The sequence below is a fragment of the Mycobacterium sp. TH-M116 genome (genome assembly GCF_057473685.1).
This window is the reverse complement of sequence record NZ_JBYCLC010000392.1, coordinates 1-13183: the sequence shown is the minus strand read 5'-3', so window position 1 is coordinate 13183 and position 13183 is coordinate 1. Positions and strand designations below refer to the sequence as shown.

The 13183-nt window shown below is 68.3% G+C and carries 16 protein-coding genes and 2 pseudogenes; 1 reads left to right on the top strand and 17 read right to left on the bottom strand.

The genetic code is table 11. From position 1 onward, the window contains the following. From AC2VOK_RS20440 to AC2VOK_RS20380, 13 genes and pseudogenes are all read right to left on the bottom strand, one after another. Nucleotides 1-1336 (bottom strand): sulfatase-like hydrolase/transferase (locus AC2VOK_RS20440; protein WP_428902072.1); only part of this gene is annotated, 1336 nt, incomplete at its 3' end. Nucleotides 1337-1513: 177 nt separating this feature from the next. Further along, the gene (gene rpsQ / locus AC2VOK_RS20435; RefSeq protein ID WP_428902071.1) at nucleotides 1514-1819 is read right to left on the bottom strand and encodes a 30S ribosomal protein S17; all 306 of its coding nucleotides are present in this window, start codon (nucleotides 1817-1819) and stop codon (nucleotides 1514-1516) included. Beyond that, nucleotides 1819-2061 carry a 50S ribosomal protein L29 gene (rpmC, locus tag AC2VOK_RS20430; RefSeq protein ID WP_428902070.1) on the bottom strand — a complete coding sequence of 81 codons (243 nt, stop codon included), beginning with the start codon at nucleotides 2059-2061 and terminating at the stop codon, nucleotides 1819-1821. Before rpmC ends, rpsQ begins: the two co-directional genes overlap by 1 nt. After that, a complete protein-coding gene (gene rplP, locus AC2VOK_RS20425) occupies nucleotides 2061-2477 on the bottom strand; it encodes a 50S ribosomal protein L16 (RefSeq protein WP_421530240.1) in 417 nt (138 codons plus the stop codon). The genes rpmC and rplP overlap by 1 nt, the downstream gene beginning before the upstream one ends. Nucleotides 2478-2480: 3 nt before the next feature. After that, a complete protein-coding gene (rpsC, locus tag AC2VOK_RS20420; RefSeq protein ID WP_428902069.1) occupies nucleotides 2481-3317 on the bottom strand; it encodes a 30S ribosomal protein S3 in 837 nt (278 codons plus the stop codon). Then, on the bottom strand, nucleotides 3317-3808 hold the full coding sequence (rplV, locus tag AC2VOK_RS20415) for a 50S ribosomal protein L22 (RefSeq protein ID WP_428902068.1): 492 nt from the start codon (nucleotides 3806-3808) through the stop codon (nucleotides 3317-3319). Before rplV ends, rpsC begins: the two co-directional genes overlap by 1 nt. Before the next feature lie 28 nt (nucleotides 3809-3836). After that, nucleotides 3837-4118, bottom strand: a complete 282-nt coding sequence (gene rpsS / locus AC2VOK_RS20410; protein WP_020101403.1) for a 30S ribosomal protein S19 — start codon at nucleotides 4116-4118, stop codon at nucleotides 3837-3839. 74 nt (nucleotides 4119-4192) lie between these two features. Then, nucleotides 4193-5035, bottom strand: a complete 843-nt coding sequence (rplB, locus tag AC2VOK_RS20405; protein ID WP_428902067.1) for a 50S ribosomal protein L2 — start codon at nucleotides 5033-5035, stop codon at nucleotides 4193-4195. 37 nt (nucleotides 5036-5072) lie between these two features. After that, the gene (gene rplW, locus AC2VOK_RS20400) at nucleotides 5073-5375 is read right to left on the bottom strand and encodes a 50S ribosomal protein L23 (RefSeq protein ID WP_428902066.1); all 303 of its coding nucleotides are present in this window, start codon (nucleotides 5373-5375) and stop codon (nucleotides 5073-5075) included. Further along, complete coding sequence (rplD, locus tag AC2VOK_RS20395) at nucleotides 5375-6028, bottom strand: 50S ribosomal protein L4 (protein WP_428902065.1); 654 nt, start codon at nucleotides 6026-6028, stop codon at nucleotides 5375-5377. Before rplD ends, rplW begins: the two co-directional genes overlap by 1 nt. Further along, nucleotides 6028-6702, bottom strand: a complete 675-nt coding sequence (gene rplC / locus AC2VOK_RS20390) for a 50S ribosomal protein L3 (RefSeq protein ID WP_428902064.1) — start codon at nucleotides 6700-6702, stop codon at nucleotides 6028-6030. The genes rplD and rplC overlap by 1 nt, the downstream gene beginning before the upstream one ends. 14 nt (nucleotides 6703-6716) lie before the next feature. Further along, complete coding sequence (rpsJ, locus tag AC2VOK_RS20385) at nucleotides 6717-7022, bottom strand: 30S ribosomal protein S10 (protein ID WP_003873519.1); 306 nt, start codon at nucleotides 7020-7022, stop codon at nucleotides 6717-6719. A gap of 344 nt (nucleotides 7023-7366) precedes the next feature. Beyond that, nucleotides 7367-7471 (bottom strand): annotated as a pseudogene (locus tag AC2VOK_RS20380) (TetR/AcrR family transcriptional regulator); the annotation flags it as partial. A 706-nt stretch (nucleotides 7472-8177) separates the two neighbouring features. Here AC2VOK_RS20380 and AC2VOK_RS20375 point away from each other — a divergent pair. Then, nucleotides 8178-8382, top strand: a pseudogene (locus AC2VOK_RS20375) (PE family protein); the annotation flags it as partial. Nucleotides 8383-9024: 642 nt separating this feature from the next. Here the strand turns inward: AC2VOK_RS20375 and mftG are convergent. The 4 genes from mftG to AC2VOK_RS20355 form a co-directional block, all read right to left on the bottom strand. Then, a complete protein-coding gene (gene mftG, locus AC2VOK_RS20370; RefSeq protein ID WP_428902063.1) occupies nucleotides 9025-10464 on the bottom strand; it encodes a mycofactocin dehydrogenase MftG in 1440 nt (479 codons plus the stop codon). Nucleotides 10465-10656: 192 nt separating this feature from the next. Further along, on the bottom strand, nucleotides 10657-12069 hold the full coding sequence (mftF, locus tag AC2VOK_RS20365) for a mycofactocin biosynthesis glycosyltransferase MftF (protein WP_428902062.1): 1413 nt from the start codon (nucleotides 12067-12069) through the stop codon (nucleotides 10657-10659). After that, on the bottom strand, nucleotides 12066-12791 hold the full coding sequence (gene mftE, locus AC2VOK_RS20360) for a mycofactocin biosynthesis peptidyl-dipeptidase MftE (RefSeq protein ID WP_428902061.1): 726 nt from the start codon (nucleotides 12789-12791) through the stop codon (nucleotides 12066-12068). The genes mftF and mftE overlap by 4 nt, the downstream gene beginning before the upstream one ends. A 111-nt stretch (nucleotides 12792-12902) precedes the next feature. Then, the coding region (locus AC2VOK_RS20355; RefSeq protein WP_428902060.1) for an alpha-hydroxy-acid oxidizing protein at nucleotides 12903-13183 on the bottom strand (281 nt) is incomplete at its 5' end.

Sequence of the window (13183 nt, the reverse complement as noted above, 5' to 3'; positions counted from 1 at the left end):
CGATCCCGTTGGGCCAGGAGATGATGGCCGCGTCGGCGATCCCGCCCTCGTGGGAGGCGTAGCGCTTGTAGAGCTTGTAAGGCGTGTTGAAGGCCATCGCCCAGCCGATCGGGTAGTGGTTGTAGGTCTCCGGTCCGCCCAGGCGGTCGAAGAACTTCATGCTCTCCTCGACGGTGTCGATGTACCCGTTGAAGAACTTGCCCTCGTTCACCGACCCGTTCGGTCCGCCCTCACCGCTGGCCCCGTTGTCGGAGATCACCACGATGATGGTGTTGTCCAACTGGCCGGATTCCTCGAGATAGTCCAGGATCCTGCCGATCTGGTCGTCGGTGTAGCTCAGGAACCCGGCGAAGACCTCGGCCATCCGGCTGAACAGCTTCTTCTCTTCGTCGTTCAGCGAATCCCACGGCCGGGCCGTGTCCTGCAGCGGCCACGGCTGGCCGTCGGGTCCGGTCACGTCGGCGTACGGATTGACCGCCGACATTTCGGTGTCCGGCGGCACGAGCCCGAGCGACTTCTGGTTTTCCAGCACGATCTCGCGGTAGCGCTCGTAGCCCATGTCGAACGTGCCGGCGTAGCGGTCGGCCCACTCCGCGAAGACGTGGTGCGGCGCGTGCCCGGCGCCCGGGCACACGTAGCTGAACCACGGCTTGTCCGGGGCGATCACCTTGGCGTCGCGGATGAATTCGATTGTCTTGTCGGCGAGGTCTTTCGAGAGGTGATAGCCGTCTTCCGGTGCCCCCGGCGGACTGACGGGGTGGTTGTCGTAGACGAGGTCCGGGTACCACTGGTCGGTCTCGCCGCCGAGGAAGCCGTAGAACCGCTCGAAACCGCGTGAGGTGGGCCAGTGCCGCTTGGTCGACGCCAGGTTGGACTCTTCCAACGGGGTCAGGTGCCATTTGCCGATGCAGTACGTGTTGTAGCCGCGTTCGGCGAGCACCTCCGAGATCAGCGCAGTCTCTGCCGGGATGCGACCGTTGGCGTTGGGGAAGCCCTCGGTGAACTCCTCGATGGTGGCCATCCCGACGGTGGTGGCGTTGCGTCCGGTCAACAGCGAAGCCCGCGTCGGCGAGCACAGCGCGGTGGTGTGGAACTGTGACAGCCGGACCCCGCGGTCGGCGATCCGCGTCATCGCCGGCATCTCGACCAGGCCGCCGAAACAATCCCACGTCGCGATGCCGATGTCATCCCATACCAGGTAGAGCACGTTCGGCGAGTTCTCCGGCGCCACCGGCGCAGCGAATGGACCCCAGTCCGGCTCGGAGTCCCGGATGTCCAGCGCGATCTTGCCGCCAAACTGCCCCGACCGCCCAGACTCCGCCGACTCAATCGCCATCCTTCACGCTCCCCGCTCTCGGTATAGCCTGCCTCGCGTCGGAGCGTACACGGCCCCCACCGCCGCCCGCGGGAGAAGACGCGAAAGCCCCTGACACGCCGGGGCGCCAGGGGCTTTCGCTGCGGGTACCTCCCGCTTGCGGGGGACTGCTCGCGCGAGTGCGGGAGTGTTTTCCGGCTACTTGGCCTTCTCCAGGATTTCCACCAGCCGCCATCTCTTGGTCGCCGACAACGGACGCGTCTCCATCAGCGCGACGCGGTCGCCGATGCCGGCGGTGCTGTTCTCGTCGTGCGCCTTGACCTTCGTGGTGGTACGGATGATCTTGCCGTACAACGGGTGACGTACCCGGTCTTCGAGTTCGACCACGATGGTCTTCTGCATCTTGTCGCTCACCACGTAGCCGATGCGGGTCTTGCGCCGGCCACGGATCTTGGGGTTGCGCGGAGTGTGCTTGTCGCCCTTTTCGGTCTTGGCTTCAGCCATCACGATTCCTTACCATCGGCACCGTCGGGCCCAAAAGCCAGGCCCAGTTCTCGTTCCCGCAGCACGGTGTAGACGCGCGCGATTTCCTGACGCACCGTACGGAGCCGGCGGTTGTTGCTGAGCTGCCCGGTCGCGATCTGGAAGCGCAGGTTGAACAGCTCCTCCTTGGATTCACGCAGGCGTTCCATCAGCTCTTCGTCGGCGAGCTCACGCAGTTCGCCAGGCGAAATTCCCACTGCCATCAGAACTGATCCTCTCGGGTGACGATGCGGGCCTTGATCGGCAACTTGTGAATCGCTCGGGTGAGCGCCGCCCGGGCGGTCGCCTCGTTCGGGTAGCTCAGCTCGAACAGCACCCGTCCCGGTTTCACGTTGACCACCCACCACTCCGGGGAACCCTTACCCGAACCCATGCGGGTTTCGGCGGGCTTCTTGGTCAGCGGACGGTCCGGGAAGACGTTGATCCACACCTTGCCGCCACGCTTGATGTGCCGGTTGATGGCGATACGGGCGGACTCGATCTGCCGGTTGGTGACATAGGCGTGCTCAAGCGCCTGGATACCGTAGTCGCCGAAGCTGACCTGCGTGCCACCGCTGGCGATGCCGCGCTGGCGGGGATGGTGTTGCTTCCGATGCTTGACTTTGCGGGGAATCAGCATGATTCAGCTCTCCGTGCTCTGCGTTTCGAGGGCCGGTGCACCTTCGCCGGCAGTGGGCGCCGCGCCTTCGTCAGCGCCCGCGGCGCGCCCGGCCTCGGTGCTGGTCGCCGTGGTGCCCGACGCCCCGCTGCGACGGGGACGGGTACCCGAGGGCCGATCGCGGCGTGGTCGCTCGGCGCCGGCCGGCGCGGCGGCGGACGATTCGCGCTTTCCGCCGACGATGTCGCCCTTGTAGATCCACACCTTCACGCCGATCCGACCGAAGGTGGTCCTGGCCTCGTACAGGCCGTAGTCGATGTCGGCACGCAGGGTGTGCAGCGGCACGCGGCCTTCCCGGTAGAACTCCGAGCGGCTCATCTCGGCGCCGCCGAGGCGCCCGGAGCACTGCACCCGGATGCCCTTGACGTTGGGTTGGCGCATCGCCGACTGGATCGCCTTGCGCATCGCGCGACGGAACGCCACGCGATTGCTCAACTGCTCGGCGACGCCCTGGGCCACCAATTGCGCTTGGGCCTCGGGGTTTTTCACCTCGAGGATGTTGAGCTGGACCTGCTTGCCGGTCAACTTCTCCAGATCAGCGCGGATCCGGTCGGCCTCGGTGCCGCGGCGGCCGATGACGATGCCGGGACGGGCGGTGTGGATGTCGACGCGGACGCGGTCACGGGTCCGCTCGATCTCCACGTCGGCGATCCCGGCGCGCTCCAGGCCAGTGGACAGCAGCCGGCGGATCGCGACGTCTTCCTTGACGTAGTCGGCGTACTGCTTGTCGGCGTACCACCGCGACTTCCAGTCGGTGGTGATGCCCAGACGGAAGCCGTGCGGATTGATCTTCTGGCCCACTAGTCTGAGCCTCCCTTCGCGTCAGCAGTCTCAGGCGTCTGGCCGGCAGGCTCTGTTCTGGCCGGCGCCTTCTTGGCGGCGGCCTTGCTGGCCTCGGCGCGGCGGGCCCGCGTCGACTTCGCCGACCGCTCGTCGCGGACCGGGCGGCTTTCCACGACCACAGTGATGTGGCTGGTGCGCTTGCGGATCCGGAACGCCCGTCCCTGAGCACGCGGCCGGATGCGCTTGGCGGTCGGACCCTCGTCGGCATACACCGTGGCGACCACCAGAGTCGACGGGTCCAGGCCGGCGTTGTTCTGCGCGTTCGCCGCCGCGCTCGCGATCACCTTGGCGACCGGCTCGCTGGCGGCCTGCGGCGCCCAGCGCAGGATGTCGAGCGCGTCGGCCACCGACCTGCCACGCACCAGGTCGATCACCCGGCGCGCCTTTCGCGGCGACACCCGCACGAACCGCGCTTTGGCGACCGCGCAGGGGTATTCAGTGGTGGTCATCTCGATCCTTCGTTCATCGCGCGAACCCTCATCGGCGCTTGCTCTTGCGGTCGTCCTTGATGTGGCCCTTGAAGGTGCGCGTCGGCGCGAACTCGCCGAGCTTGTGACCCACCATGGCCTCGGAGACGAACACCGGCACGTGCTTGCGTCCGTCGTGCACCGCAAAGGTGTGACCGATGAAGTCCGGAATGATCGTCGAACGCCGAGACCAGGTCTTGATGACCTGCTTGGTGTTCTTCTCGTTCTGCGCGTCCACCTTCTTGAGCAGGTGGTCGTCGACGAAAGGACCCTTCTTCAGGCTGCGTGGCATGAGTGCTCCCGAGACTTGTTCGTGTTGCGCGGCTTCGCCTCATCGCGCTGCGCGCTCTGCATCGTCACCGCGCGCTACCGTCCGTGCTTCTTGCCGGTGCGACGGCGCCGGACGATGAGTTTGTTGCTGGCCTTGTTGGGATGACGGGTCCGGCCCTCGGGCTTGCCCCACGGACTGACGGGATGGCGGCCACCGGAGGTCTTGCCCTCACCACCGCCGTGCGGGTGGTCCACCGGGTTCATCACCACGCCACGGACCGAGGGGCGCTTGCCCTTCCACCGCATGCGGCCGGCCTTGCCCCAGTTGATGTTCGCCTGCTCGGCGTTGCCCACCTCGCCGACGGTGGCACGGCAGCGCACGTCGACCCGGCGTATCTCCCCGCTGGGCATACGCACCGACGCGTAGCTTCCCTCCTTGCCGAGCAGCTGGATGCCGGACCCGGCAGACCGCGCGAGCTTGGCGCCGCCGCCCGGCCGCAGCTCCACAGCGTGGATGACGGTACCGGCCGGGATGTTGCGCAGCGGCAGGTTGTTGCCCGGTTTGATGTCCGCGTTGGCACCCGACTCCACCACGTCACCCTGCGAAAGTCCGTGCGGCGCAATGATGTAGCGCTTCTCGCCGTCCAGATAGTGCAGCAGCGCGATGTTGGCGGTGCGGTTCGGGTCGTACTCGATGTGCGCGACCTTGGCGTTGACGCCGTCCTTGTCGTTGCGACGGAAATCGATCACCCGGTAGGCACGCTTGTGGCCGCCGCCCTTGTGCCGGGTGGTGATCCGTCCGTGGGCGTTGCGCCCACCGTGACCGTGCAACGGGCGCACCAACGACTTCTCGGGCGTCGACCGCGTGATCTCGGCGAAATCGGACACGCTCGCGCCACGACGACCAGGGGTCGTCGGCTTGTACTTGCGAATTGCCATGTCTAATCAGGTCTCTCTCTCACACGCGGCTAGCCGGCTAGGCCGGTGCTCCGAACAGGTCGATCGGCTTGCTGCCCGGCGCCAAGGTCACAATGGCCCGTTTGGTGTTCTTGCGCTTGCCGTATCCGGTCCGGGTGCGCTTGCGTTTGCCCTGCCGGTTTGCGGTGTTCACCGATGAGACCTTCACGGAGAAGATCTTCTCGACGGCGATCTTGATCTGCGTCTTGTTCGAATCGGGGTGTACCACGAACGTGTACACGTTGTCGTCGAGCAGCCCGTAGGACTTCTCGGAGATGACCGGCGCCAGGATGACGTCGCGCGGGTCGGCGAGGGTAGCCATCAGGCCGAAACCTCCTCGGAGCTGGTCGTGTTCGCGGCGATGTAGGTGTTCAGCGCCTCGACGCTGAACACCACGTCATCGGCATGCAGCACGTCGTAGGTGTTGAGCTGACCCGGGGACAAAACGTGCACACCGGGCAGGTTGCGGACGCTTTTCCTGCCGGTCTCGTCGCTGCGGCCGATGACCACCAGCACCTGTTTGCGGTCGGTCAGGCTGTCCAGGAACGCCTTGGCGTTCTTGGTCGAGGGCGTCTGTCCGGGCACCAACTCGGTGACCGCGTGGATGCGCCCGTTGCGCGCCCGGTCGGAAAGTGCTCCGCGTAGCGCCGCGGCGATCATCTTCTTGGGCGTGCGCTGGCTGTAGTCGCGCGGTTTGGGGCCGTGCACGGTGCCACCGCCGGTGAACTGCGGGGCCCGCGTCGAACCCTGCCGGGCGCGCCCGGTGCCCTTCTGTCGATACGGCTTGCGGCCGCCACCGCTGACGTCGCCGCGCGTCTTGGTCGAATGCGTGCCCTGCCGGGCCGCCGCCCGCTGCGCAGTGACGACCTGATGCATCAGCGCGATGTTCGCGGGCGCATCGAACAACTCGGCGGGCAGTTCGACCGATCCGTCCACCTTGCCGTCCGGCGTCTTGACGTCGATTTTGAGTGCCATTACTTCTCACCTCGTTTGACCGCGCTCCGGACCATGACGAGTCCACCGGTGCGCCCGGGGATCGCACCTTTGATCAGCAGCACGCCGTTCTCGGTATCAACCTTGTGCACCACCAGGTTCTGGACCGTCACCCGGTCGTTGCCCATCCGGCCGGCCATGCGCGTGCCCTTGAACACCCGAGCGGGGGTGGCGCAGCCGCCGATGGACCCCGGGCGTCGGTGCACCGCCTGGGCGCCGTGACTGGCGCCCTGGCCGCGGAAGCCGTGCCGCTTCATGGTGCCGGCGAAGCCTTTCCCCTTCGAGGTTCCGGTCACGTCCACGTAGGCGCCGTCGACGAAGACCTCGGCCGTCAACTCCTGGCCGACCTCGTACTCGGCGGCCGCCTGCGCGTCCTCGAGTCGCAATTCGGCCAGGTGGCGCCGCGGGTTGACGCCCGCGGCGGCGTACTGGCCGGTCACCGGCTTGTTGATCTTGCGTGGACTGATCTCGCCGTAGGCCAGCTGCACGGCGCTGTAGCCGTCGCGCTCGGGGGTGCGGATTCGCGTCACCACGTTCGGGCCGGCCTTGACCACGGTCACCGGAACGACCCTGTTGTTCTCGTCGAACACCTGCGTCATCCCGAGCTTGGTGCCCAGAATGCCCCGCCTTGCGGCGGAATTACCCTGTCTCGCCATGAGCTCTGGATCTCCTACTGGATGTTGACGTCGACGCTGGCGGGAAGATCGATGCGCATCAGGGCGTCGACGGTCTTGGGTGTCGGATCGAGGATGTCGATCAACCGCTTGTGCGTACGCATCTCGAAGTGCTCCCGCGAATCCTTGTACTTGTGCGGGGAGCGGATGACGCAGTACACGTTCTTCTCGGTCGGCAGCGGCACCGGCCCTACGACGCTGGCACCGGTGCGGACGACGGTTTCGACGATCTTTCGCGCCGACGCGTCGATGGCCTCGTGGTCGTAGGCCTTAAGCCTGATGCGGATCTTCTGTCCCGCCACGCCTCTCCCTACCTGATTCCCTCGTGAGGCCCGTGTCCGGGCCTCGTCCGCTCATGTGGTCCGATGTCCGGACCTGGTGCCCTCCGGCGCGCAGATCGACCGCCCGATACTCGGACGGTCTAGCGCCGCGCCGGATGCTGCGCCGCTGTTCACCTGTCGTGGTCCACCGACCCCCGCGGTCGGGTGTGTCACCCGCACGCAGCCCCGAACGCGGCCGATAAGTCGCACTCAAGGATGGGACCGGACGCGCCCGTTCGGGCGCTGGTCGTATGCCCGGCCAGGGAAAAACCTGGCTCAGGGCAACCCGAACAGTATGCCTGACGATCATGCCCCGGGCAAAATCCCGGGCCGATCAGCAGCGCGATGGCGCGGGATCGGTCCGACTCCCACAACTCGGCGGCCTTCGGGCCGTCGACGACAGCGTCGAACGGCTCCGCGTACCGCCGGGCGGAGGGCACCTGATCCGGCCCTCCTCGCGACAACCCCCCCTTGCGAACATCTCTCCCTTCTGGTATCAAAAATCTATTCACGAAAGTACAGATCATCTCGACGTTCTTGGGGTGGGTGTGATGTTGATGACGTGCCATTCGATCCGGGATTCGCTTCTGCCGGAAATGGATTCACCTGCAGACCTGCCCGGCGTCAACCGGGACGGGGCCGGGCCGGCACCGCGCGTCACCGGTTCGGTGTAGTGGCATCAGCGAGCGAAGGGAGGTGACCGGCAAAGACCCATCAATGACAACCATGTCCATGGCACTGCGTCGTGCAGTCCACGCCTTTTGCGACGAAATGTCCGCGCCTGACGCATTCGAGCGCGCGCATTGCCACCTGTCGTGGCCATCTACGTGGAACGCATGAACGTCGCCACCTTCACCGGCGGGTCGCGCTCGCTCCGGCAACGGTCCGGAGGCGCGGCCCGCCCTGATCTTTGGCCCGGTCCTTCTCCTGCGGCCCCGTCCCTATCGTTGGCCGGGTGCGCGGCACCCGGTTGCCCCACCAAAAGCACGAATAGGTCGACCGCGCCGGGACCGGGCGGTATCTTGATCTTGTCCCGAAAGTCCTCGGCGAAACCGGGGGGCGGGATATCATCCGGTTTGACGCGATTCGACACACAGGGGAAGTGGATTGTCATACCTGATTGCGGTTCCGGAGCAGGTGTCCTCGGCGGCAGCAGAGTTGGGGAATCTCGGCTCGAGCATCGACTCGGCGAACTCGGCGGCGGTGGGCTTGACGTCGAGCGTGACCCCTCCCGGCGCCGACGAGGTCTCGGCCAGCGTCGCTGCGCTCTTCGATGCACACGCCCAGGCCTACCAACTCCTCAGCGCACAGGCCGCGGCTTTTCACGACCAGTTCGTGCAATTGATGAACGGCGGCGCGGCGCACTATGCCCTCGCCGAGGCGGCCAACATCTCGCCGCTGCAGGCGGAGCATCAGGGTGTGCTGAGCACCGCGGCGCCGGCGAGTTCGGCCGCCGCCGCCACGGTGCCGGCGAGTTCGGCCGCCGCCGCGGTTCCCTCGGCAACGGCAGGCCTGGCCGGCGCCACGGCCCCGGCCGCCCCTGCGGCGCCCCTGGCGGCCGCAGTTGCGCCGCCCCCGGCAGCGGTGGCGGCCAGCGCCCCGATCTCAGCCGTGCCGGCGGCCTCCGCGGTGCCGACGGGTGCACTCGCGGCACCGACGCAGGCGCCGACGCCCGCCTATGCCCCGGCGACGGTTGCCGCGGAGCCGGCCTCCGTGCCGCTGGTCCAGAGCGCCCCGGCCGCGGTGCAGGCAGAAGCGGCCACCGTCGCTCCGGCGACGATGTCGCCGATGCCGGTCGGCACCGGGACCCCGGTGGCCGCGGCGGCCTCGGCGGCCTATTCCCCGGCGACGCCGCCGTATTCTCCCGCGGCGGCCCCCGCGGCTGTCGCCCGCGAGGAAACGGCGGTGGCGCCCGTGCCGGCGACGCAGTGGAGCGCCGCAGCGCAGTGACCGGCGCGCCCGCGCGGCGCGCCGCGGGTGCGGTTCACCCGACGAATTCGGCCGCGCGGTGGCCCAGCATCACGATCGTCGCGTGGGGGCCACGCCCGGTGATCGTCGGCAGAATGGAACCGTCGATCACCCACAGGTTGTCGATTCCCCGCACCCGGCAGCGGGGATCGACGACGGCGCCTGGGTCGTCATCGGTGCCCATCGGCGCACTTCCGCACAGGTGCTGCGACGTCGACCAGAGCGGCTCACCCACAGAGGCTGGCGCGCTGGACAATTCGCGGGCCAATTCGCTGCCACGGCGCAGCGCCGCGATGTCGTCGGGCTCGCTGTCGTAGTGGTGCTCGATCAGCGGCGGTACGGCGGGATCCGAAGACACCAGGGTGACGGTCCCGCGTGCCCGCGGCCGCATCAACGCCACACCGATGTGTGGCCAGTCGGGGTGGCCCGGGGCCCCGTCACCGGTCATTGCCATGAATCCTCTTGTGTAGGGACGGATTTCGATGTCATCTTCCGTGCTCAGCACGACCTCCAGCACGGGACTGCTGGTCGGGGCCGACCAGTCGGTCGGCAGCAGCCATTCCGGGTGATCACTGCAGGACCGGCCAACCGGTAGGGGCAGCACCAACGGCACTCCGACGGCCCGCAACGCCGACTCGTCCCCGACGCCGGAGAGCATCAACAGGTGCGCTGACTGGATCGCACCAGCGCACAACACGATTCGGCTCGCCGTCAGCGTCAGGGGACCGCGCGGACAGATCGCGTCGACGCCGGCCACGCTGGCGCCTGCGAACCGCAATCGCACCGCGCGCGTCCGCTCCAGCAGGGTCAGGTTCGGCCGGCCCAGGGCCGGAAGCAGAAATCCCGCGCCGGGCCCTGTGCGTATGCCGTCCACGATGTTGAGCGGAACTGCTCCCACTCCCGAAACCACCTCCCTCCCGACGTTGTTGAGGTCGGAAATCCACGCGAACCCGGCTCTTTGGGCGGCGCCGATGAAGCGTTCCGAGGCGCCGGTCATCTCCCGGGTGCGGCGGACCGGAACAGGTCCACTGTCGCCGTGTGCCGGACCGTCGAAATCCAGGTCCGTTTCGACTGCTCGGAAATGTCCGAGAACGTCCGACCACGCCCAGCCGGGTATGGCCGCCCGGTCGAAATCGCGCGGTAGCCCACGGCAGAAGTAACCCCCGTTCACCGCGCCCGAACCGCCGACTGTGGCACCGCGCACAATCGCCAGCCGGCGCTCGGGTCGATCGGTGAGGCAGGTCTGGTAACGCTGCACCAGCGGACTGCCCGGGCCGATCGGCAGCTGCAACCCGTTGGTGGTCAGCGCCAGCAACTCCGCATCGCCGAGGCCCGGTCCCGCCTCGAGGACGGTGACCGCGCAGCCCGAGTCGGCGGACAGGCGCTCGGCCACCACCGATCCGGCGCTCCCCGCGCCGACGATCAGCACGTCGCTGTGCGGGACGGGTGCGGTCAAGGCGCCCGTTGACTGGGGCACACGGCGGCTAGTGGCGCGGCCAGTCATCGGTTCGCTTGCCGTGAATCCATCCATCGAGCGTAGGTGAGATGCGCAACGTTTGATTGAAATCCATTCCCGGGCACACCATTCGGTGGGCACGCGGTACCGAGTCTGCGGTCCCGCTGGTCGGGGGACCGAGGACCTGCGCCACTAGCTGCGTATCTGCGGCTTGAGCGCCCGCAGGTTGCGTTCGCGCAGCACGCCCCCCCACAGGCCCAACCCGTAGGCCAGGTCGTCGACGCGTTTGAGCAGCACGTACGTCAGCAGCCCGATCGGTTCGGCGTCGTCGTCAGTGGCGTCTCGGCGACGCAGCCAGTCCACCACCCCGTCCAAGACCGCCGCAACCACCACGACGCGTCTGCAGTGGCGGGACGCCAGCGCCGCGAGCAGCGCCAGGGGCCAATAGTGCCGGCACACGGCCGAGGCCAACTGCAGCGCCGCCGACCACAGGCCGCGGGCCGCGATCACCAGCACGTCGCCGGCCGAGGTCTCGACGCTGCGCATCGCCATCGCGACCCGCCGGCCGGTCAACAGCGCGATCGCGACCGCGGCCAGCCGGCCGAGGCTGGTCCCGAGGGCCATCAGGATCCAGGCGGTCAGTGCCCAGCCCGAGATGACCACCGGTGCCGCCTTGTCCGGGTGGCGCACCGACAGCGGGGCGGCCGAGCCGCCGTAGAATGCCTTGCGTGCCAGCCAATCCCGAAGTTGCGTGCGGTGGTCATGGGCGACCAGCGCGATCGGCTCGTAGCGCAGCCGGGCACCCGCCTCGATGAGACGCCAGCACAGGTCGACGTCCTCGCCGGACTGCATGGTCTCGTCGAACCCGCCGACCCCGCGGATCGCCGAACAGCGGCAGATGATCGCGGCGCTGGGGACATAGGAGACCGTGCTGTGCGGCAGCACCGGCGCCTCCCGCTCGCCGAGGTCCAGCGAGGAGTGCACCGCCTCGTAACGCGCCACCACGTTCTCGCTGTGCGCCAGACCGACAATGCGCGGGGCGACGAGTGCGACGGTGGGATCGCAGAAGTGACCGAGCAGAGCCTCCAACCAGCCACGGCGCGGCGCGACGTCGGAATCCAGGAACGCGACGAACTCGGTCTTGCATGCCGCCAACCCCGTGTTACGTGCCGCCGCAGGCCCCTTGGCGCGGGAGTGGCGCAGCACCTCGACGTCGCAGTGCGCGCCGGCGAAGTCGTTCGGCTCGAGCGGCGGGACCGAACCGTCGTCGACGACGACGACACGCAGCCCACGAAGACAGCTGACCAGCCGTCGTACCCCGCAGACGTCGTCGCGCACCGGAATCACCACGGTCACATCGCGGTGCGACGGGCCACCGGCAGGCCGGGGGTGGGCCACCGTGGCGTCCAGCAGCGTGCGGGCCAGCTGGGCGCTGACGTCGTCGCGGACCTTCAGGCGGCCATCGGAGAGCAGGTGCTGTGCGGCCGGAGCCAGCTTCAGCAGGCGCGTCGGCGAACCACCGAGCAGCGCCGCACCGTCGCCGAGCACCCGCACGCGGCGATCGACCTGAACGGCGAACCCGTCCGGCAGCCGGGGCTGGCTCATGTCAGCATCCCGTCGGGTCCGGGCAGCCACCGGGCGATGCGTCGCACACACCCGTCGACCATCTCCGCGAAGAGGCGCTCGCCCTCGTCCGCGGTCGCGGTCGTGGGGTCGCCCAGCACGCCCACCGGGCTGACAGCCGCCACTCCGCCTCGGCGCATCGAGGGCAGCAGCGTTGCCAACGGCGCGTCGTTGCCGCGCAGCCACCGGTCGGTCCGCACCTCGGCGGGAGAGAGGTGAAGCAACACCGAGGTCTCGGTGTGGCCGGCATGGGCGTCGGCGCCCGCGGCCGCGCACGGGGCCCAACCGGCGTCGCGGCCCTCGGCACGCAGTCGGCCCACCGCGGCGTCCAGGGCGGCGCTATTGCCACCGTGACCGTTGACGAAGGCCAGGCGTCGGGCCCAGCAGGCGGCCGACCTGCCGTACTCGACCAGCAGCATGGTCAGCGCCTCGGTGCCGATCGAGACCGTTCCGGCGAAGCTCTGGTGCTCGCCGCTGGCACCGTAGGCGATGGCGGGGGCGACCAGCCACTCCCCCCCGAGAAGCGCCCCGGTCCGCGCCGACACGGCGGTAGCGATGCGCGTGTCGGTGTCCAGGGGCAGATGCGGGCCGTGCTGTTCGGTAGACCCCAGCGGGATCAGCAGCGACGGCGCGAAGAGCTGGATCGAGGTCGCACTTCCCAATTCGCCGAGTACGGGCACTCGCCGATGGTAAAGCCAATTCACCTGGCGTGCACCAATCGTTTTCCCGTGAAATCAAATTTTTTCCGGGGAATTCGTCGAGCACCCGATTCTCAGGACACGTGCGTCACGGTTGCCTCGCAGGCACCACGGACCTCAACCGGTCGGAGCCCGGTCCCGGGCCGCGACCGGCACGCCCAGCGCCCGACCGAACCCGGCCGGCACCAGGATGTCGTCGGCGCTCAGGTCGTGCACCGAGGCGTGCCCCAGCCCCATCAGCGCGGAGTCGATCCCTCCACGCAGGATGTCGAGGACGTTTTCCACGCCCGGCTGGCCGGCCGCGGCCAGACCCCACAGATAGGCTCGACCGATCATCACCGCCCGCGCACCCAGCGCCACAGCCTTGACGACGTCGCTGCCGCGCCGGATGCCGCCGT